This is a genomic window from Streptomyces sp. P17, assembly GCF_032436805.1.
GTDB lineage: Bacteria > Actinomycetota > Actinomycetes > Streptomycetales > Streptomycetaceae > Streptomyces.
This window is the reverse complement of sequence record NZ_JAVRBF010000080.1, coordinates 1-18,498: the sequence shown is the minus strand read 5'-3', so window position 1 is coordinate 18,498 and position 18,498 is coordinate 1. Positions and strand designations below refer to the sequence as shown.

18 protein-coding genes are annotated in these 18,498 nt (G+C 70.2%); 12 read left to right on the top strand and 6 right to left on the bottom strand.

Features of this window, described 5'->3' with window-relative positions; genetic code table 11:
• Positions 1–95: 95 nt before the first annotated feature.
• From RMT89_RS35515 to glgX, 3 genes are all read right to left on the bottom strand, one after another.
• Positions 96–1,943, bottom strand: coding sequence for an ABC transporter ATP-binding protein (locus tag RMT89_RS35515; RefSeq protein WP_315887878.1), 1,848 nt, complete (start codon positions 1,941–1,943; stop codon positions 96–98).
• Complete coding sequence (locus tag RMT89_RS35510; RefSeq protein ID WP_315887877.1) at positions 1,940–3,715, bottom strand: ABC transporter ATP-binding protein; 1,776 nt, start codon at positions 3,713–3,715, stop codon at positions 1,940–1,942. The genes RMT89_RS35515 and RMT89_RS35510 overlap by 4 nt, the downstream gene beginning before the upstream one ends.
• A gap of 212 nt (positions 3,716–3,927) precedes the next feature.
• Positions 3,928–6,165 carry a glycogen debranching protein GlgX gene (glgX, locus tag RMT89_RS35505; RefSeq protein WP_315887876.1) on the bottom strand — a complete coding sequence of 746 codons (2,238 nt, stop codon included), beginning with the start codon at positions 6,163–6,165 and terminating at the stop codon, positions 3,928–3,930.
• 150 nt (positions 6,166–6,315) lie between these two features.
• Between glgX and RMT89_RS35500 the strand changes: the two genes are divergently transcribed.
• The 6 genes from RMT89_RS35500 to RMT89_RS35475 all read left to right on the top strand — a co-directional run bounded on the left by RMT89_RS35500 (position 6,316) and on the right by RMT89_RS35475 (position 12,072).
• Positions 6,316–7,560 carry an Ig-like domain-containing protein gene (locus tag RMT89_RS35500; RefSeq protein WP_315887875.1) on the top strand — a complete coding sequence of 415 codons (1,245 nt, stop codon included), beginning with the start codon at positions 6,316–6,318 and terminating at the stop codon, positions 7,558–7,560.
• Between the two features lie 175 nt (positions 7,561–7,735).
• Positions 7,736–8,965 (top strand): Ig-like domain-containing protein, encoded by a 1,230-nt coding sequence (locus RMT89_RS35495; protein ID WP_315887874.1) that lies wholly within the window; start codon positions 7,736–7,738, stop codon positions 8,963–8,965.
• A gap of 51 nt (positions 8,966–9,016) precedes the next feature.
• The gene (locus RMT89_RS35490) at positions 9,017–9,784 is read left to right on the top strand and encodes an enoyl-CoA hydratase-related protein (RefSeq protein WP_315887873.1); all 768 of its coding nucleotides are present in this window, start codon (positions 9,017–9,019) and stop codon (positions 9,782–9,784) included.
• Positions 9,785–10,069: 285 nt separating this feature from the next.
• On the top strand, positions 10,070–10,573 hold the full coding sequence (locus RMT89_RS35485; protein WP_315887872.1) for an ATP-binding protein: 504 nt from the start codon (positions 10,070–10,072) through the stop codon (positions 10,571–10,573).
• A gap of 62 nt (positions 10,574–10,635) precedes the next feature.
• On the top strand, positions 10,636–11,418 hold the full coding sequence (locus tag RMT89_RS35480; protein ID WP_315887871.1) for a polysaccharide deacetylase family protein: 783 nt from the start codon (positions 10,636–10,638) through the stop codon (positions 11,416–11,418).
• A 60-nt stretch (positions 11,419–11,478) separates the two neighbouring features.
• Entirely contained in the window at positions 11,479–12,072 is a 594-nt protein-coding gene (locus RMT89_RS35475; protein WP_315887870.1) for an ADP-ribosyltransferase, read from the top strand.
• Positions 12,073–12,075: 3 nt separating this feature from the next.
• Here the strand turns inward: RMT89_RS35475 and RMT89_RS35470 are convergent, their stop codons facing one another.
• Positions 12,076–12,708, bottom strand: coding sequence for a GNAT family N-acetyltransferase (locus tag RMT89_RS35470; RefSeq protein WP_315887869.1), 633 nt, complete (start codon positions 12,706–12,708; stop codon positions 12,076–12,078).
• A 49-nt stretch (positions 12,709–12,757) separates the two neighbouring features.
• On the opposite strand from RMT89_RS35470, the gene RMT89_RS35465 reads away from it, so the two are divergent.
• From RMT89_RS35465 to RMT89_RS35455, 3 genes are all read left to right on the top strand, one after another.
• Positions 12,758–13,675: a MerR family transcriptional regulator gene (locus RMT89_RS35465; protein WP_315887868.1), complete on the top strand. Its 918-nt coding sequence runs from the start codon at positions 12,758–12,760 to the stop codon at positions 13,673–13,675.
• Positions 13,676–13,722: 47 nt separating this feature from the next.
• On the top strand, positions 13,723–13,935 hold the full coding sequence (locus RMT89_RS35460; protein WP_315887867.1) for an EF-hand domain-containing protein: 213 nt from the start codon (positions 13,723–13,725) through the stop codon (positions 13,933–13,935).
• Between the two features lie 94 nt (positions 13,936–14,029).
• Complete coding sequence (locus RMT89_RS35455) at positions 14,030–14,440, top strand: hypothetical protein (RefSeq protein ID WP_315887866.1); 411 nt, start codon at positions 14,030–14,032, stop codon at positions 14,438–14,440.
• Position 14,441: 1 nt separating this feature from the next.
• Here the strand turns inward: RMT89_RS35455 and RMT89_RS35450 are convergent, their stop codons facing one another.
• Positions 14,442–15,365: an AraC family transcriptional regulator gene (locus tag RMT89_RS35450; protein WP_315887865.1), complete on the bottom strand. Its 924-nt coding sequence runs from the start codon at positions 15,363–15,365 to the stop codon at positions 14,442–14,444.
• Positions 15,366–15,466: 101 nt separating this feature from the next.
• Here RMT89_RS35450 and RMT89_RS35445 point away from each other — a divergent pair, with 101 nt between their 5' ends.
• Positions 15,467–16,468, top strand: a complete 1,002-nt coding sequence (locus RMT89_RS35445; RefSeq protein WP_315887864.1) for a zinc-dependent alcohol dehydrogenase family protein — start codon at positions 15,467–15,469, stop codon at positions 16,466–16,468.
• A gap of 93 nt (positions 16,469–16,561) precedes the next feature.
• Positions 16,562–17,224, top strand: coding sequence for an NAD(P)-binding domain-containing protein (locus RMT89_RS35440; RefSeq protein WP_315887863.1), 663 nt, complete (start codon positions 16,562–16,564; stop codon positions 17,222–17,224).
• Positions 17,225–17,236: 12 nt separating this feature from the next.
• On the opposite strand, the gene RMT89_RS35435 is transcribed toward RMT89_RS35440, so the two are convergent.
• Positions 17,237–17,779 (bottom strand): MOSC domain-containing protein, encoded by a 543-nt coding sequence (locus RMT89_RS35435; protein WP_315887862.1) that lies wholly within the window; start codon positions 17,777–17,779, stop codon positions 17,237–17,239.
• Between the two features lie 201 nt (positions 17,780–17,980).
• On the opposite strand from RMT89_RS35435, the gene RMT89_RS35430 reads away from it, so the two are divergent.
• Positions 17,981–18,498, top strand: a 518-nt coding sequence (locus tag RMT89_RS35430) for a transposase (protein WP_315887885.1), incomplete at its 3' end; no start/stop codon positions are given.

Genomic DNA, 18,498 nt, shown 5'->3' with positions numbered 1-18,498 from the left:
CTGTCAGGGGCGCGTCAGAAACTTGGCCGGAAATCGTTCGTTGTACGGGAATTCATGTTCGTTATACGAACGTTTGGGGATCTTGTGCTCCGGGCCTACGCCAGACTGTCCCGCCACGCCCGGTGCAGATCCGCGAACCGTCCGGTCCCCGCGATGAGTTCGGCCGGCGAGCCGTCCTCGACTATTCGCCCGTGCTCCATGACCAGCACCCGGTCCGCGATCTCCACCGTGGACAGCCGGTGCGCGATCACCACGGCGGTACGGCCGTGCAGCACGGTCGCCATCGCGCGCTGCACCGCCCGTTCGCCGGGGATGTCCAGCGAACTGGTCGCCTCGTCGAGGATCAGCACCGCCGGATCGGCGAGCAACGCCCGTGCGAACGCCACGAGTTGCCGCTGACCGGCGGAGATACGGCCACCCCGCTTGCGTACGTCCGTGTCGTACCCGTCGGGCAGGGCGCTGATGAACTCGTGCGCGCCGATCGCCTTCGCGGCCCGCTCGATCTCCTCCCGGGTCGCGTCGGGGCGCCCGAGGGCGATGTTCTCGGCGACCGTGCCGGAGAACAGGAACGCCTCCTGTGTCACCATCACCACCCCGCGCCGCAGTTCGGGCACGGACAGCTCACGCAGATCGGCCCCGTCCAGGAGCACCCGGCCGTCGGAGGGGTCGTAGAACCGGGCCAGCAGCTTCGCGAGCGTCGACTTGCCGGCGCCGGTCGAGCCGACCACCGCGACCGTCTGCCCGGCCGGAAGGGTGAGATCGAAGGTGGGCAGCACCTCGCCGCCGGTGCGGTAGGCGAACCGCACCCCGTCGAAGACGACCTCGCGGCCCGGGTGCTCGGACTCAAGTGCCGGGAGCTGCTTGGGGGTTGACGGCTCGGGCACGGACGGCGTCTGGGCCAGCAGTCCCGCGATCTTGTCCAGGGACGCGTACGCCGACTGGTAGGAGTTCAGGAACATCCCGAGCCGGTCGATCGGGTCGTACAGCCGCCGCAGATACAGCACGGCGGCCGCCAGCACACCGAGCGCCAGCGTGCCGCCCGCCACCCGGTAGGCGCCCCACAGCACGATGCCCGCGACGGCCGTGTTGGCGACCAGCCGCGAACCGACGACGTACCGGGCCATCTCCAGCAGCGCGTCGCCGTTGGTCCGCTCGTGGTGCTTGTTCAGTACGGCGAAGTCGGCGTCGTTGACGGCCTCACGGCGGAACGCGCGCACCGGCCGGATGCCGTTCATCGTCTCCACGAACTTCACGATCACCGCGGCGATGGCGGTGGACCGCGTCCGGTACACCCGCCCGGCCCGCCGCTGGTAGCTCCGCATGAGCAGATACAGCGGCACGAAGGAGGCCACCGCGAGCGCGCCGAGCCCGAGGTCCAGCCAGAGCAGCATCGCGGAGATGTAGACGAACGACAGGATGACGGTGACGAGTTCCTGGAGCCCCTCGCTGAGCAGCTCCCGCAGCGACTCCACGTCCGTGGTGGACCGGGAGATCAGACGGCCGCTCGTGTATCGCTCATGGAAGTCGATGCTCAGTGCCTGCGCGTGCCGGAAGATCCGGCCGCGCAGATCGAGCAGGACGTCCTGGTTGACGCGGGCGGCGGCGATGACGAACGCGTACTGCAGGGCACCGGAGGCCGCCGCGCACAGCAGATAGCCGACGGCCACCGCGATCAGCGGACCGTGGTCGTCGGCGCGGAACGCCGGTACGGCCTCGTCGATGGCGTACGCCACCAGCAGCGGGCCCGCCTGTACGGCCGCCTGCTGGACGAGGAGCAGCAGGGTGGTGAGCGCGACCCGCGCCCTCATCGGCGCGAGCAGCGAACGCAGCAGCGCTCCGGTGGCGCCCGGGGGAGTGGGCAGGACGTCCCGGTCGAAGGGGTCGCCGGTGTCCTCGGGCTCGGGCTTCTTGGCCGGGGCCGCGGTGGTGGCGGACGCGGTCATCCGTGGGCCTCCGTTCCGGACATCAGATGGGCGTACTCGGCGTTCGTGCGCAGCAGTTCGTGATGTGTCCCGACCGCGACGATCCGCCCGCCGGACAGCAGCGCGACCCGGTCGGCGAGCAGCACGGTGGACGGCCGGTGCGCCACGATGAGCGCGGTGGTCTCCGCGAGAACGTCCCGCAGGGCGGCCTCCACGGCGGCCTCGGTGTGCACATCGAGGGCGGAGAGCGGATCGTCGAGCACGAGAAACCGCGGCCGTCCTACGACGGCCCTGGCGAGCGCCAGCCGCTGCCGCTGCCCTCCGGAGAGGCTGAGCCCCTGCTCGCCGACCTTGGTGTCGGTGCCCTGCGGCAGGGTGTGCGCGAAGCCGGCCTGGGCGACGGAGAGCGCGCGCTCCAGCTCGGCGGCTCCGGCGGTGTCGTCGGCACCCATGAGGACGTTCTCCCCGACGGAGGCGGAGAACAGCGTGGGCTCCTCGAAGGCGACGGCCACCTTGGTCCGCAGCTCCTCCCGGGACATGGCCATGATGTCCTTCCCGTCGAGCGTGATCCGCCCCGAGGACACCTCGTGCAGTCGCGGAACAAGCGCGGTGAGGGTGGTCTTGCCACTGCCGGTGGCCCCGACGAGGGCCATGGATTCTCCGGGGAGGATGTGGAGGTCGATGCGGTCGAGGACGGGTGGGGACTCTGGAGGGGCGTCGGGGTAGCGGAAGGAGACGCTGTCGAAGACAAGCCCGGCTTGACGAGCCGGCCGGGCCGCGGGCAGCCGTGCCGTCCCGGACTCCGGTACCTCGTCCATCACCTCGAAGTACCGCTCCGTGGCGGTCGCCGCCTCCTGGCTCATCGCCAGCAGGAACCCGATCGACTCCACGGGCCACCGCAGGGCAAGTGCCGTGGAAAGAAAGGCGACCAACGTGCCCGCGGACAACTGGCCGTCCGCGACCTGCACACACCCCACCACCAGCGCCGCCCCGACCGCCACCTCGGGCAACGTCACGATCACCGCCCAGATGACGGCGAGCAGCCGGGCCTTTCGCAGCTCGGTCCCCCGCAGCGTCCAGGACAGCTCACGGAACGCCCGGGCCTGACTCCGATGCCGTCCGAACCCCTTGATGATCCGGATACCGAGGACGCTCTCCTCGACCACGGTCGTCAGATCCCCGACCTGATCCTGCGCGCGCCGCGCGACCTCGGCGTACCGCCGCTCGAAGACCAGGCACATGACCATCACCGGCACGGCGGGCCCGAGGATGACCAGACCCAGCGTCCAGTCCTGAAGCAGCATGATGATCACGCCGACGAGAATCGTGACGCTGTTGACCAGCAGGAACGTCAGCGGAAACGCGAGGAACATCCGCACGAGCATCAGATCGGTGGTCCCCCGGGACAGCAACTGCCCCGAGGCCCAACGGTCGTGGAAGGCGACGGGCAGCCGCTGCAGATGCCGGTAGAGACCCGCCCGCATCTCCGCCTCGACATGCGACAACGGCCGCGCCACCAGCCACCGCCGCAACCCGAACAGCAGCGCCTCACCGAGCCCGAGCAGCAGCAGATACAGCGCCCCGAGCCACACCCCGCCCTGATCCCGTTCCGAGACCGGCCCGTCCACCATCCACTTGAGCACGAGCGGAATCACCAGCCCCACGCAGGAGGCGAGGACCGCCACGAACGCGGCGGTGAACAGCCGCACACGCACGGGCCGGACATACGGCCACAGTCTCAGCAGGGTTCTGACGGCGGAGCGTTCCTCGGCGGGTGCAGGTGTCGTCGACATCAGCAGCGAGCCTACGGATCGCCACTGACAACGCCCACCGAGTTTTGACTCAGCCTGTGGGATAAGGCAGCAGTCCCCAGGTGGTCCCCGCCGGCCGCGTCCCGGAAGTACTTCCACTCCGCGCCGCAGCGCCCGCCCCCGCCGCGCAGCAGGCATCCGGCGAGACGGCCGGCTCGGCGAGCCCGCCTTTCGTACGGCCCGGACAGGGCCCCTCAGCCCACCACCTTCAGCAGCAGCACCGCCCGCGCCGGCACCGTGATCGCCGTCCCCGCGCGGTGGACCGTGCCCGGTGACTCGCCCTGCTCCTCGCGTGAGGTGTCGACGACCAGCTCGTACTCCTCCGCCCAGGGCGGCGCCGGGAGGACGAAGCTCACCGGGCGGTCGCCGGCGTGCAGGACGGCCAGGAAGCTGTCGTCGACGATGGGGGCGCCGCGCTCGTCGCGGCCCGGGATGTCCCGTCCCGAGAGATACATGCCGAGCGTGGCGGCGGGCGCGTACCAGTCCCGTTCCGTCATCTCCGTGCCCCGCGCGGTGAACCAGGCCAGATCCCGCAGCCCGTCGGCCGAGTGCGCGCGCCCGGAGAAGAAGGCCCGGCGGCGCAGCACCGGATGCCGGTGGCGCAGCTCGATCAGCCGGGAGGTCAGCTCGAACAGCGCCTTCCAGCCCGGGTCCTCCAGGAGCCCCCAGTCCAGCCAGCTGATCTCGTTGTCCTGGCAGTACGCGTTGTTGTTGCCGCGCTGGGTGCGCCCCAGCTCGTCACCCGCGACCAGCATCGGCACACCCGTCGACAGCAGCAGGGTGGTCAGCAGATTCCGCAACTGCCGCCGCCTGAGCGACCGTACGCGCTCCTCGTCCGTCTCGCCCTCCGCGCCGCAGTTCCACGCCCGGTTGTCGTCCGTGCCGTCGCGGTTGCCCTCGCCGTTGGCCTCGTTGTGCTTGCGCTCGTAGGAGACGAGGTCGCGGAGCGTGAAACCGTCGTGCGCCGTGATGAAGTTGACGGAGGCGTACGGCCGCCTGCCGCCCCACGCGTACAGGTCGCTGGAGCCCGACAGCCGGTAGCCGAGATCCCGTACGTCCGGCAGCGCGCCCCGCCAGAAGTCGCGGACGGCGTTGCGATAGCGGTCGTTCCACTCCGTCCACAGCGGGGGGAAGGCGCCGACCTGGTAGCCGCCCGAGCCCACGTCCCACGGCTCGGCGATCAGCTTCACCCGGCTCAGCAGCGGGTCCTGGGCGATGACGGCGAGGAACGGCGAGAGCATGTCGACGTCGTGCATGGAGCGGGCCAGCGCGGCGGCGAGGTCGAAGCGGAAGCCGTCGACGCCCATCTCCGTGACCCAGTAGCGCAGGGAGTCAGTGATCAGCCGCAGGACATGGGGCTGGACCACATGGAGGGTGTTGCCGCAGCCCGTGTAGTCGGCGTACCGGCGGGCGTCCGACTGCAACCGGTAGTACCCCCGGTTGTCGATGCCCTTCAGCGACAGCGTCGGGCCCAGCTCGCCCGCCTCCGCCGTGTGGTTGTAGACCACGTCGAGGATGACCTCGATCCCGGCCTCGTGCAGCGCCTGCACCATCCGCTTGAACTCGCCGACCTGCTGCCCTGTGGTCCCGGAGGCCGCGTAGGCGGCGTGCGGGGCGAAGTAGCCGATGGAGTTGTAGCCCCAGTAGTTCTTCAGGCCCCTGCGCAGCAGATGGTCCTCGTGCGCGAACTGATGGACCGGCAGCAGCTCCACGGCCGTCACGCCCAGCTTGACCAGGTGCTCGATCGCCGCCGGATGCGCGAGCCCCGCGTACGTCCCGCGCAGCTCCTCGGGGATGCCCGGGTGCAGCTTGGTGAAGCCGCGCACATGCACCTCGTAGATGACCGAGTCCGCCCAGGGCGTCTTGGGCCGGCGGTCATCCGTCCAGTCGTCGTCATCGTGGACGACGACGCCCTTCGGGACGTACGGCGCCGAGTCCCGGTCGTCCCGGACGGTGTCCGCGACCTGCTGCTGCGGCCAGTCCCGGACATGGCCGTACACCTCCGGCGGCAGGCCGAAGTCGCCGTCCACCGCGCGGGCGTACGGGTCGAGCAGCAGCTTCGCCGGGTTCCAGCGGGCGCCGGTCCAGGGATCCCAGCGGCCGTGCACCCTGAAGCCGTAGCGCTGTCCCGGCATCACCCCGGGCACGAAGCCGTGCCAGATCTCGTGCGTCAGCTCGGTCAGCTTGGCCCGGGTCTCCTTGCCCGACTCGTCGAACAGACACAGCTCGACCGCCTCGGCACCGCCCGCCCACAGCGCGAAGTTGGTACCGGCCACCCCGTCCGGGCCCACCCGGAAGCGGGCACCCAGCGGCGTCGGCGCACCCGGCCACACGGGCACGCCCGGCGTCCGGCGCGCGGTTCCGTTGAGAACGGCGCCTTCGGCGGCCCGCTCCTGAGCCACCGCCTCACGCTCGGCTGCGCTGCTGGACACCTTCGGCCTCCCACGGCTCTTGGACAGACGTGCCAAGGGGCGCGGAGTCCCGGGCCGCGGCTCCCCGTCGCGTCGTCCTCCCCACTGTTCTGCCCAGCCCTTGGCTCGCACTCACGTTTCCCCGGAGCGTGCCCCGTCGTTGGGATCCTTGTGAGGCACGTACAAGGGCGCGCGCGGCGCGCGGGGGTCGCACTGGCCGCCGTACTGACATGGGCAGGACTGCTGGCCGGAGCCGCCGGCTGCACTTCGGACGCCATCGGAGGGGCCGGCCTCGGCGGGCTCGGCAAACCCCGGGCACCCGAGGAGGTGATCAGGGTCACCCCGGACGACGGCAGCCGGGGAGTGAGGCCCGACGAGAAGCTGCGGGTAGGGGTGCCCAGCGGGCGACTTGAGTCGGTGAAGGTCGTCAGGTCGCAGGACGCGCAGGAGACCCCGGTCCCCGGGCAGATCTCCGCCGACGGCCTGCGCTGGGAACCCGACGACCGGCAACTGGCGCTGGCCGCCCGCTACACCGTCGACGTGGTGGCCCTGGACGGCCACGGCCGCCGCTCCGCCCGGCACACCACCTTCACCACCTACGTCCCCGAGGAACGGTTCATCGGGTACGTCTCCCCGGAGAACCGCTCCACCGTCGGCACCGGAATGATCGTCTCCCTGGAGTTCAACCGGGAGATCGAGAACCGCGCCGCCGTGGAACGCGCCGTCCGCGTCACCGCCCGCCCGGCCGTCGAGATCCGCCCGCACTGGTTCGGCAAGGGCCGCCTCGACTTCCGCCCCGAGCGGTACTGGAAGCCCGGCACCCAGGTCACCGTCTCCCTCAAGCTCCGCGATGTTCAGGGCGCTCCGGGCGTCTACGGCCTGCAGTACAAGACGTTCTCCTTCACCGTCGGCCGCCACCAGGTCTCCACGGTCGACGCCGCCAAGCACACCATGGAGGTGAGGCGCGACGGCGAACTGCTCGCCACCGTACCGATCACGGCCGGCGCCCCGAAGACCACCACCTACAACGGCAGGATGGTCGTCACCGAGATGCTCGAAGTGACCCGGATGAACGGCGCGACGGTCGGCTTCACCGACGACGACGGCAAGGGCGAGTACGACATCCCGGACGTCCCGCACGCCATGCGTCTGACCGAATCCGGCACGTTCCTGCACGGCAGTTACTGGGCGCCGGACGCCTTCGGAAAGGCCAATGTCAGCCACGGCTGCGTGGGGCTCAGGGACGTCAAGGGCGGCAGCTCGGACACCCCGGCGGGCTGGTTCTTCGACCGGAGCCTGATCGGGGACGTCGTCGAGGTCGTCAACAGCAATGACAAGAAGGTCGCTCCTGACAACGGCCTCGGCGGGTGGAATATGGGCTGGAAGGAGTGGAAGGCCGGAAGTGCGGTGAAGTAACAGGACAGGGGAGCCACTTGACGTGGCTTTCCGTCGAAGTCGGTACAGAACTCGGTACGGAACGGTGACAATCGCGGGGCGCCGAGCTGGATGACCTTGTGGTTAATATGCGCCGAGCGCGTGCTTGACGCGCGGGGGCGGGGGCTGACCAGGCCCGGCGAGGGGAGAGAAGGACTTGAACGTGCGACCGATATCGGGGGCGTCGGTTGACGCGCGCAGGAGGCTCACGGCCGTGCTCGCCGGGGGGCTGCTGCTGGCCGCCACCGCTTGCGGTGGCGGCTCGGACTCGGGCTCCGAGGACGGCAAGGGCAAGGGCGGCGACTCCGGCAAGGCCGAGAGCAAGCCGTCGCAGGCCGTGGTCTCCATAGCCCCGAAGGACGGCGCCAAGTCCGTCGACACCAGCGGCGCACTCAAGGTCAGCGCGAGCAAGGGCAAGCTGTCCGAGGTGGTCGTCAAGGACGCCAAGGGCGAGGCGATACCCGGGAAGATCACCGACGGCGGCGCGAGCTGGACGCCGTCCACCCACCTCGCCGCGTCCACCAAGTACACCGTGCGCGCGGTCGCCAAGGACTCCGAGGGCCGTGCGGCCGCCGAGGACTCCAGCTTCACCACGCTGACGCCGCAGAACACCTTCCTCGGCAGCTTCACCCCCGAGGACGGCTCGAAGGTCGGCGTAGGGATGTCGTTCTCCCTGCGCTTCGACCGGGGCATCACCAACCCGGACGACGTCGAGAAGGCCGTGCGGATCAAGACCGAGCCGGCCGTCGACGTCCAGGGCCACTGGTTCGGCAACGACCGCCTCGACTTCCGCCCCGAGAAGTACTGGAAGGAAGGCACCAAGGTCACCGTCGACCTCAACCTCGACGGCGTCGAGGGACGCGACGGCGTCTACGGCAAGCAGAAGAAGACCGTCTCCTTCACCATCGGCCGCAACCAGGTCTCCGTCGTCGACGTGAAGACCAAGAAGATGAAGGTCATGCAGGACGGCAAGGTCGTCAAGACCATCCCGATCACCGCCGGCAAGCCCGGGTACGACACCTGGAACGGCCAGATGGTCATCACCGAGAAGTTCATCGAGACCCGGATGAACGGCGCCACGGTCGGCTACGCCGGCGAGTACGACATCGACGACGTCCCGCACGCCATGCGCCTGAGCCAGTCCGGCACCTTCATCCACGGCAACTACTGGGGCGGCGACGCCTTCGGCAACTACAACGCCAGCCACGGCTGCGTCGGCCTGCGCGATGTGAAGGGCGCCTACGACAACGGAACGCCGGGCGCGTGGTTCTACAAACGCTCCATGATCGGCGACGTGGTCGTGGTGAAGAACTCCAACGACGGGACCATCGCCCCCGACAACGGCCTCAACGGCTGGAACATGTCGTGGGAGGAGTGGACGAAGTAAGGAGCGGGGCCGCCCTTCTGCGGGGCGTTAGTCACCGTTAACCTGCGGAGCATGACCGTGAATCTCGAAGTCGCCGAGGGCGTGGGCACGCTCCGCCTGGACCGCCCCCCGATGAACGCGCTGGACGTCGCCACCCAGGACCGCCTCAAGGAGCTCGCCGAGGAGGCGACCCGCCGCGACGACGTGCGCGCCGTGGTGATCTACGGCGGCGAGAAGGTGTTCGCGGCCGGCGCGGACATCAAGGAGATGCAGGCCATGGACCACACGGCCATGGTCCTGCGCGCCCGCGCCCTCCAGGACTCCTTCACCGCCGTCGCCCGCATCCCCAAGCCGGTGGTCGCGGCGATCACCGGCTACGCCCTGGGCGGCGGCTGCGAGCTGGCCCTGTGCGCGGACTTCCGCATCGCCGCGGAGAACGCCAGACTGGGCCAGCCCGAGATCCTGCTCGGCCTGATCCCGGGCGCGGGCGGCACCCAGCGGCTGTCCCGGCTGGTGGGCCCCTCCAAGGCCAAGGACCTCATCTTCACCGGCCGGATGGTCGAGGCGGACGAGGCGCTCACCCTGGGCCTGGTGGACCGTGTGGTCCCCGCCGATGAGGTGTACACCGCCGCGCACGCCTGGGCCGCGAAGCTCGCACAGGGCCCGGCGATCGCGCTGCGCGCCGCGAAGGAGTCCGTCGACACCGGCCTTGAGACGGACATCGAGACCGGCCTCGCGGTGGAACGCACCTGGTTCGCGGGCCTGTTCGCCACGCCGGACCGTGAGACCGGCATGCGCAGCTTCGTGGAAGAGGGTCCCGGCAAGGCCAAGTTCCTCTGATCCACTCCGCCGGATCACGCGGAACCGCTTGCAATTGACGCCATGTCTGATCCGGGTCCCTCGATGGGACGGTTTATGGGAGCCTTAAAGCAGCCTTAAGCCTGTCTTGTCGAGGAGGCCCGTCGATTGCCGTCAGCAGAGCCTTCGCCGCAGGTCACAGGGGCTGCAGCAGGCCCCGAACTGCCCGCGTCATATGCCAACCGGCGCTCGCGGAATGGTGGATTCCGGGGGGCGTATTCCGCAGGAACGGCCCCGGAGGGCGCTCTGGGCGGCCATCATGGGAGCATGGCGGGGCTGGAGGGTATCGAACAGCCGCGGGGACACGGCCGTGCGACCGCGGCGCGCTGGTCGCCGACGGTCGAGGACGAACACGCCTTGAAGGCGCTGGAGTTGTTCGGCAATCCTACGGAGGCGGAAGTTCCGCTCCCTTCCCGCCCCGAATCCGCGGCAACGGCCCGCCGGCTGGCCCAGGTAGTCGTACTGCGCCAGTGGGGTCTGACGGCGAAGATGACGGAAGACGCGGTCTTACTGGTCTCGGAACTGGTAGGGAACGCGGTACGCCACACCGGGGCCCGGGTCTTCGGCCTCCGTATGCGCCGCCGTCGCGGCTGGATCCGTATCGAGGTCCGTGATCCGTCCAGGGGCCTGCCGTGTCTGATGCCGGTCCAGGAGATGGACATCAGCGGCAGGGGCCTGTTCCTGGTGGACAAACTGGCGGACCGCTGGGGAGTGGATCTGCTGCCCAGGGGCAAGACGACGTGGTTCGAGATGAGGGTGGCGGACCGCTGACGTGGGGGTGGCGGGGGCGAAAATCCCCGGAATCCACCCGTAACCCCCCTTAAACAGGGCAGGTGACCCAGAATGACCGCCGGACGGTCCTCCAAGCGGCCGCCGGACTGGTCACCGCAACGGCTCTCACGGCCGCCTGCACCACCACCGGCGCTGCCGCCCACCACGCCCTCACGGCCGCCTGCACCACCACCGGCGCTGCCGCCCACCACGCCCTCACGGCCGCCTGCACCACCACCGGCGCCGCCGCCCACCACGCCGCGCCCAAGCCCCCCACCGCCCGGAGCCCCCGCCGTATCCCGGGCCACCCCACCCACCTCACCCACGGCCCGGACACCACCCACCGCGTAGCCCTCACCTTCCACGGCAACGGCGACCCCGCCACCGCCGAAGCCGTCCTCGCAGAGGCCGAACGCCGCGGCGCCCACCTCACGGTCCTGGCCGTGGGCAGCTGGCTGGACGCCAACCCGGGACTCGCCCGCCGCATCCTCGACGCCGGCCACGACCTCGGCAACCACACCCAGCACCACCTCGACATCAACGCGATGGACGAGGCGCGGGCCCGCGCCGAGATCACCGACTGTGCCGAGCGCCTGCGAAGCCTGACCGGCTCCATCGGCACCTGGTTCCGCCCCTCCCGCGCGGCCAGCCCCGGCATGGGCGGGGTCTCGGCGGACGGCAAGGTCCTGTGGCTGTCCGGGCGTTACGACGGCGAGGTGTACGCCATCGACACCCGCACCGGCACCCAGCTCGCGCGCATCCCCGTCGGCAGCGGTCCGCACGGCCTCGCGGTGTACCCGCAGCCGGGGCGGTACTCGCTGGGGCACACGGGCGTCTTCCGCTGACACGCCGCCGGACGAGTGAACATCCCAACGTGCCGTCGCAGAGCCGGAATTGTGGTCTCCATGATCACAACCCGTCTGCGGCGGCGCACCGCTGCCGTCGTCCTGTCCCTGGCCGCCGTCTTCGCGACGACGGCGGCCACCGCGCCGGCGAAGACCCCCGCTCCCGCCGACTGTCCCGTCCAGTTCGACGACCCGGTCAAGGCCGCCGCCGACCGCCGCGTCGACGTCGGCCGCATCACCCCCGAGCCGGTCTGGCGCAAGAGCTGCGGCACCCTCTACCGCGCCGACGGCCGCGGCCCCTCCATCGTCTTCGAGGAGGGCTTCAAGCCCAAGGACGTGGTGAACGGCCAGTACGACGTGGAGAGTTACGTCCTCGTCAACCAGCCCTCGCCGTACGTGTCCACGACGTACGACCACGATCTGTACAAGAAGTGGTGGAAGTCCGGCTGGAACTACTACATCGACGCCCCGGGCGGCATCGACGTCAACAAGACCATCGGCGACACCCACAAATGGGCCGACCAGGTCGAGGTGGCCTTCCCCGGCGGCATCGACCGGAAGTACATCATCGGTGTCTGCCCGGTGAACAAGTCGACCAAGGTCGAGATCATGAGCGGCTGCGAGAGCAACCCGCACTACGAGGCCTGGCACTGACCCCTACCGGGGGATGAACAGCGCCTCCGATCCCACGGGCCGATAGCCGGCCGCCTGGAACGCCCGCAGACTGCGGGCGTTCCCCGCCGAGACCTGGGCCCACAGGGGTTCCCCGGCGAGCTGCCGGGCAGCGGTGACCAGCGCCCGCCCCAGCCCCCGGTGCCGTACCCCCTCCGCCACATCCACGGCGACCTCCAGCCGCCCGCCGACCCCGCGCCCGAGGACCAGCACCGCGCCCTCCGCCGCCCACACACGGACGTCGTCCCGTCGCCGACGCGAGGACACCACCCGTGGATGCCGGGGGTCTTCGATCTCCGTCAGCTCCACGTCCGGCCGCCCGGGCAGGGGCGAGCCCACCAGCATCACGTCGATCGTGTCGGTCGTACGCCCGGTCCGCTCCATGAAGGCGGCCAGGAACCGGGCGTTCATGGTCGCCGCCAGCGCGTCGCAGTCCACCGCGCGGAGTGTGCCGTGCACCCACGCCGGGTCCTCGTCCGTGAAGACCACGGAGTGCGCGGTGAAGGCGAGGACACCCGCGTCCCGGGGCGAGTGCTGGGGCATGACGGTGGTACCGCCGTCCGGCGGGGGGAAAACACCGTGGGCCGCCGCGTCGAGAATGTCCCGGAGAGTCTCCACCGCTGTGCTCCTTGAGTCTCCACCCACTGGAAGGCCCAGACTCCCAGACATGATCGACGACAGCACCGGACTTTTCACGATCGGCGAACTGGCCAGGTCGACCGGCCTCACGGTGCGCACCATCCGCTACTGGTCCGACGAGGGCGTACTGACCCCGGTGACCCGCTCCGCGGGCGGCTACCGGCTCTACGACGCCGAGTCCGCCGCCCGCCTGGAGCTGATCCGGACGCTGCGGGAACTGGGCCTCGGCCTGGACGACGTACGCAAGGTGCTGGCCGGGGAGACGTCGGTGGCGGAGGTCGCGGCGGCCCATGTGCGGGCGCTGGACGCGCAGATCCGCTCGTTGAAGGTGACCCGTGCGGTGCTGTCGTCCGTGGCGCGACGCGGTTCCACCGCGGAGGAGATGACGCTGATGAACAAGTTGGCACGGCTGTCGGCCGCCGAGCGGAGGCGGATCATGGAGGAGTTCGTGGCGGAGGTCTTCCACGGGCTCGACGGGGTGGATCCCGACATCAGCCACCGGATGCGGCACGTCACCGTCGATCTGCCGGACGACCCGAGTCCGCGGCAGGTGGACGTGTGGGTGGAGCTGGCGGAGCTGGTCCAGGAGCCGGAGTTCCGGGCGCGGATGCGGCAGATGGTGGAGTTCAACGCCCGCGACCGGGGGCCGGACACCCCGCCCGGCGCCTCGATGTGGTTCTTCAAGCGGCTGGTGGAACTGGCCGGACGGGCCCGCCAGCGGGGCATCGCCCCCGAAGCCCCGGAAGCGGAGGAGATCCTGGACGAGTTGCTCGGCCCGGACGCGGACCGGGCCGCCGTACTCGACCGTCTGCAGGCCGGGTTCCACGCGCAGGCCAACCGCTACCGTCAGTTGATCGCCCTCCTGAACGGCCGGGAGCCGGACATCGAGCACGCCGAGGAGTTCGCGTGGGTGGTCGCTGCGCTGCGATCACGGGCGGACGGTTAATCTGACCTTCGCAATCACGGCAGCAAGCATGACGAAGGGGCGGATCGGTGGCGGACATCGACGAGGCACGCAGGCAGTTCGAGCGGATCGACACGGACGGTGACGGCTTCATCACCGCGGCCGAGTTCAAGACCGCCCTCGCCCAGGGCGGCGACTGGAACGTCACCGAGGCCGTCGCGGAGGCGGTCATCAAGGACCGCGACCTCAACGGCGACAAGGCGCTGTCGTTCGACGAGTTCTGGTCGTACCTGAGCAAGTGACGCGTGGCGAAGGGGCGCCCGGCCGGTGAAATGCCTGGCGGGGCGCCCCTTCCACGGTCAGAATCCGGCCGCGGGATGTGACATTCACGGCAGGGTGGAGTGCCGCTCGGGCCAGGGCGCCTGGGACTACGACGAGGACGAGTGGGACTGCGCCATCGACCTGGCGCTGCTCTACCACGGCCGTAACTACGCCGGCTGCCTGTTCGGCGTGCGCAACGGCTGGGATCTCGCACCGCCGGCCGCCGGCCGAGGCCTGCCCGAGGACGCGTCCACCCCAACCCGACGGGCCTACGACGACCCGGACCGGCACAGCCCGTCCTGGATCGGCTGGGACGAACTGGAGCGCGCCGACCGGGATGCGAAGGCATGCGGCGAGGATCCGCCCACGCGCCGCCAAGTGGTTCTGGAGGACGAGCGGTGGACCCCGGTGTGGGACGTGATGCGCACCCTCGCCGGGCTCTACGGCGACGACAATGTGCGCCTCGTGGTGTGGTTCGACAACTGACTCACGAGGCCCGGCGCCGGTACTGGCCCGGGGCCACGCCGTACTCCCGCTTGAACGCCTTGGCGAAGGCGAACTCCGAGGTGTAGCCGGTGCGTTGGGCGATCTGCCGGAGCGGGGCGTCCTCCTCGCGCAGCAGTCGGCCGGCCGTCGTCATACGCCACCAGGTCAGATACGTCAGCGGCGGCGCCCCGACCAGCGCGGTGAACCGGCGGGCGAAGGCCGCCCGGGACAGGCCGCCGTGGGCGCCGAGCTCCTCCACCGTCCAGGGGCGGGACGGGTCGTCGTGGATGGCGTGCAGTGCCGCCGCGACGACGGGATCCGCGAGCGCGGCCGCCCACCCCGTGGGGTGCCCGCCGGTCCGCGCCTCCCCCTGCCACCAGGCACGCAGGATGTACAGCAGCAGGGTGTCCAGCAGCGAGGTCACGATGGTGTCCGAGCCCGGCCGCGGCTCCGCCAGCTCCACGCCCAGCAGCTCCACCGCCGCCCGCAGCGAACGGTGGGTGCCGACACGGGCGGGCAGATGCACCACCTCGGGCAGTTCGGTCAGCAGGGGGTGGGCGCGGGAGCGGTCCAGGTGGTAGGCGCCGCACAGCATGACGGTGGTCGGCGGGCCCGACCCCACCGGATCGGGCGGCAGTTCGGGCCAGGTGCCGTCGTCCTTGAGCCGTACCTCCTTCATCGGTACGTCCAGACCGCTGGCCACCCCGTGTCCGCATCCGCTCGCCAGGAACACCACGTCCCCCGGCCCGAGTTCGACCGGTTCGCTCTCGGCGGGGACCAACCAGGCCGATCCTCTGAGCAGTACATGGAACCCCGCGCCGGCCGAGGCCTCGAAGCGCATGCCCCAGGGCCCGTACATGTCGTTGCGCGAGGAGTGCGGTCGTCCGGTGCGCATGGCGGCGACCGCGTCGCTGAGGACATCCATGTCCGTACGATAGCCATCCGGTCAAGGGGCGAGACGAACGGACATGAACCGAGGATCGACAGACATGGATCGTCTCCGGTGCCGCCCGTACCGTCGATGTCATGCCAACGACCGCACGCACCGTGCTCTTTCATGACCTCGGCGGACCCGATGTGCTGACGATCGAGGACGCGGCTGTCCCCGAGCCCGGCCCGGGTGAAGTCGCCCTCCGCGTGGAGGCGCTGGGCCTCAACCGCGCCGAGGCCCTGTTCCGCGCCGGGACTTACTACTACCAGCCCACGCTCCCCGCCTCCCGCCTCGGCTACGAGGCCTCCGCCGTCGTCGAGGCGACCGGCGAGGGCGTCACCGAACTCGCCGTCGGCGACCCGGTGATGACCGGGCCCGGCATCGAGATGAGCGCCCAGGGCGTGTATGCCGAGCGGCTCGTCCTGCCCGAGTCCGCCGTCGTCCGGCGCCCCGCCTCCGTCGACGCGGTCACCGGGGCCGCGGCCTGGATGACGTACAGCACCGCCTACGGGGCCCTGCTGGAGACCGCCGGACTGCGGCCCGGGGACCATGTGCTCGTCACCGGTGCCTCCAGCGGCGTCGGCACCGCCGCCGTCCAGGTCGCCCGGCGCATCGGCGCGATCCCGATCGCCACCACGCGGACCGAGGCCAAGCGGAAGCAACTGCTCGACGTGGGGGCGGCCGAGGTGATCGTCACCGGGGACGCCGAAGGGGACGCGGTCGCCAAGGAGGTCAAGCAGATCAGCGGCGGCCGGGGCGTTGAGGTGATCTTCGACGGGATCGGTGGCCCGGGCTTCGGCGCCCTGACCTCCGCCCTCGCGCCCGGCGGATCCGTCGTGCTCTACGGCTGGCTGGACGGCCGTCCCGCAGAGATCCCCTTCAACTGGCCGTTCACGATCCACACGTACGCCAACATGGCCCTCACCGACACGGGCGACGGCCGCCGCCGCGCCACCGCCTTCGTCAACGCCGGCCTCGCCGACGGCGGCTTCCGGCCGGTCGTCGCGGAGGTCTTCGAGGGGCTCGACACCATCCAGGACGCCCACCGCCTGATGGAGTCCAACCGTCACACGGGCAAGATCGTCGTACGGCTCTGAGAACGACAGCTCACCCAGGAATAGCCGGAAGGACTCCGAGGTTGATGCACCACATCAGAAGAATGCACGTGCATTTACCTCGGAAGGTCTGACATGAAGATCGGCATCATCGGCGCGGGCCACATCGGCGGCAACCTCACCCGGCGACTGACCGCCCTCGGCCACGACGTCTCCGTCGCCAACTCACGCGGACCGCACACGCTCACCGAGCTGGCGGCGGAGACCGGGGCGACGCCCGTGCCGGTGGAGGGGGCCGCGCGCGGCGCCGAGATCGTCGTGATCACCATTCCCCTCAAGGCCGTACCGGACCTGCCGGCCGGTGTCCTGGACGGGGCGGCGGAGGACGTGGCGGTCATCGACACGGGCAACTACTACCCGAAGCAGCGGGACGGCAAGATCGCCGGGATCGAGGACGAGGGCCTGACCGAGAGCCGCTGGACGGAACGGCAGGTCGGCCACCCGGTGATCAAGGCCTTCAACGGCACCTACGCCCAGGACCTCCTCGACCGCCACCGCCCGGCCGGCGACCCCGACCGCATCGCCCTCCCGGTGGCCGGCGACGACGAACCGGCGAAGGCCAAGGTCCGCGCCCTGATCGACGAACTCGGTTACGACACCGTCGACGCGGGCGGCCTCGACGACTCCTGGCGCCAGCAGCCCGACACGCCGGTCTACGGCCTGCGGGCCGGAGTGGAGGGCGTGACGAAGGCGCTGGCGGAGGCGGCACCGGAGCGCAAGCCGGAGTTCCGGGCCTGAGCCCGCCGAACCTCAGACGATCTCCAAGGGCCGGTGCGGCCCATCGGGCAACTCCACCTTCACGATGTCCCCGGGCCGCACCACACCCCCGACGAGCACGACACTCATCACGCCGGACTTGAACCGCACCCGCCCGTCCTCACCCCGCCCGACGACCTGCTTCATGAGCCCCTTCTGAAACCCGTCGATCTGCGCACACGGATTCCGCAGCCCGGTCACCTCGACGACTGCCTCGTCCCCGAGCAACAGCCGCGCCCCCGTGGGCAGCCCCAGCAGATCGACCCCCCGAGTCGTCACATTCTCCCCGAGCTGCCCGGCACCCACCTCGAACCCGGCCTCCCGCACCTCCTCGAACAACTCCTCATGAATCAGATGCACCTGCCGGAGATTCACCTGCGAAGGATCCTTCGCCATCCGAAACCGATGCTTCACCGTCACCCCCGCATGCACATCCCCCTCCACCCCGAACCCCGCGATCAGCGTGATGCTGTCGCGGTTGGGCTTGCTGAAGGAGTAGGTGCGGTTGCTACTGACCGCGGCGACCGATCCACCCATGTCGAGACACTCCCCTTGTCATGTGTTGCCGGCCCACTCCCGCAGAGCGGCCTTGCTCGCGAAATCGGGAGTGTCTAATCAACGGCGGATCTGATGATCAAGGAGACGCCAGAGATGACCGACACCGTCGTTGAGCAGGAGCACGCTAAGGAGCCGGTCCAGGCGCCGTCGAGTACGGCGACGGACGAGCAGTTGATCGCAATGCTGGTGGACCGCGCTCGTACGGACGGGCTGCAGCTGACCGGTGAGGGCGGACTGCTGCAGCAGCTGACCAAGCGGGTGCTGGAGTCCGCCCTGGAGGGCGAGATCACCGATCACCTCGGCTACGAGAAGCACGATCCGGCCGGGAAGAACAACGGCAACAGCCGCAACGGCACCCGGGCGAAGACCGTGCTGACCGACGTCGGTCCGGTCGAGGTCAGGGTGCCCCGGGATGTGGCCGGCAGCTTCGAGCCGCAGATCGTCAAGAAGCGCCAGCGGCGTCTGACCGGCGTCGACGAGATGGTGCTGTCGCTGTCCGCGAAGGGCCTCACCCACGGTGAGATATCCGCGCACCTGGCCGAGGTCTACGGCGCCGAGGTGTCCAAGCAGACCATCTCCACCATCACCGACAAGGTCATGGACGGCATGGCCGAATGGCAGAACCGTCCCCTGGACCGTGTCTGCCCGGTCCTGTTCGTGGACGCCATCAACGTCAAGATCAGGGACGGGCAGGTCGC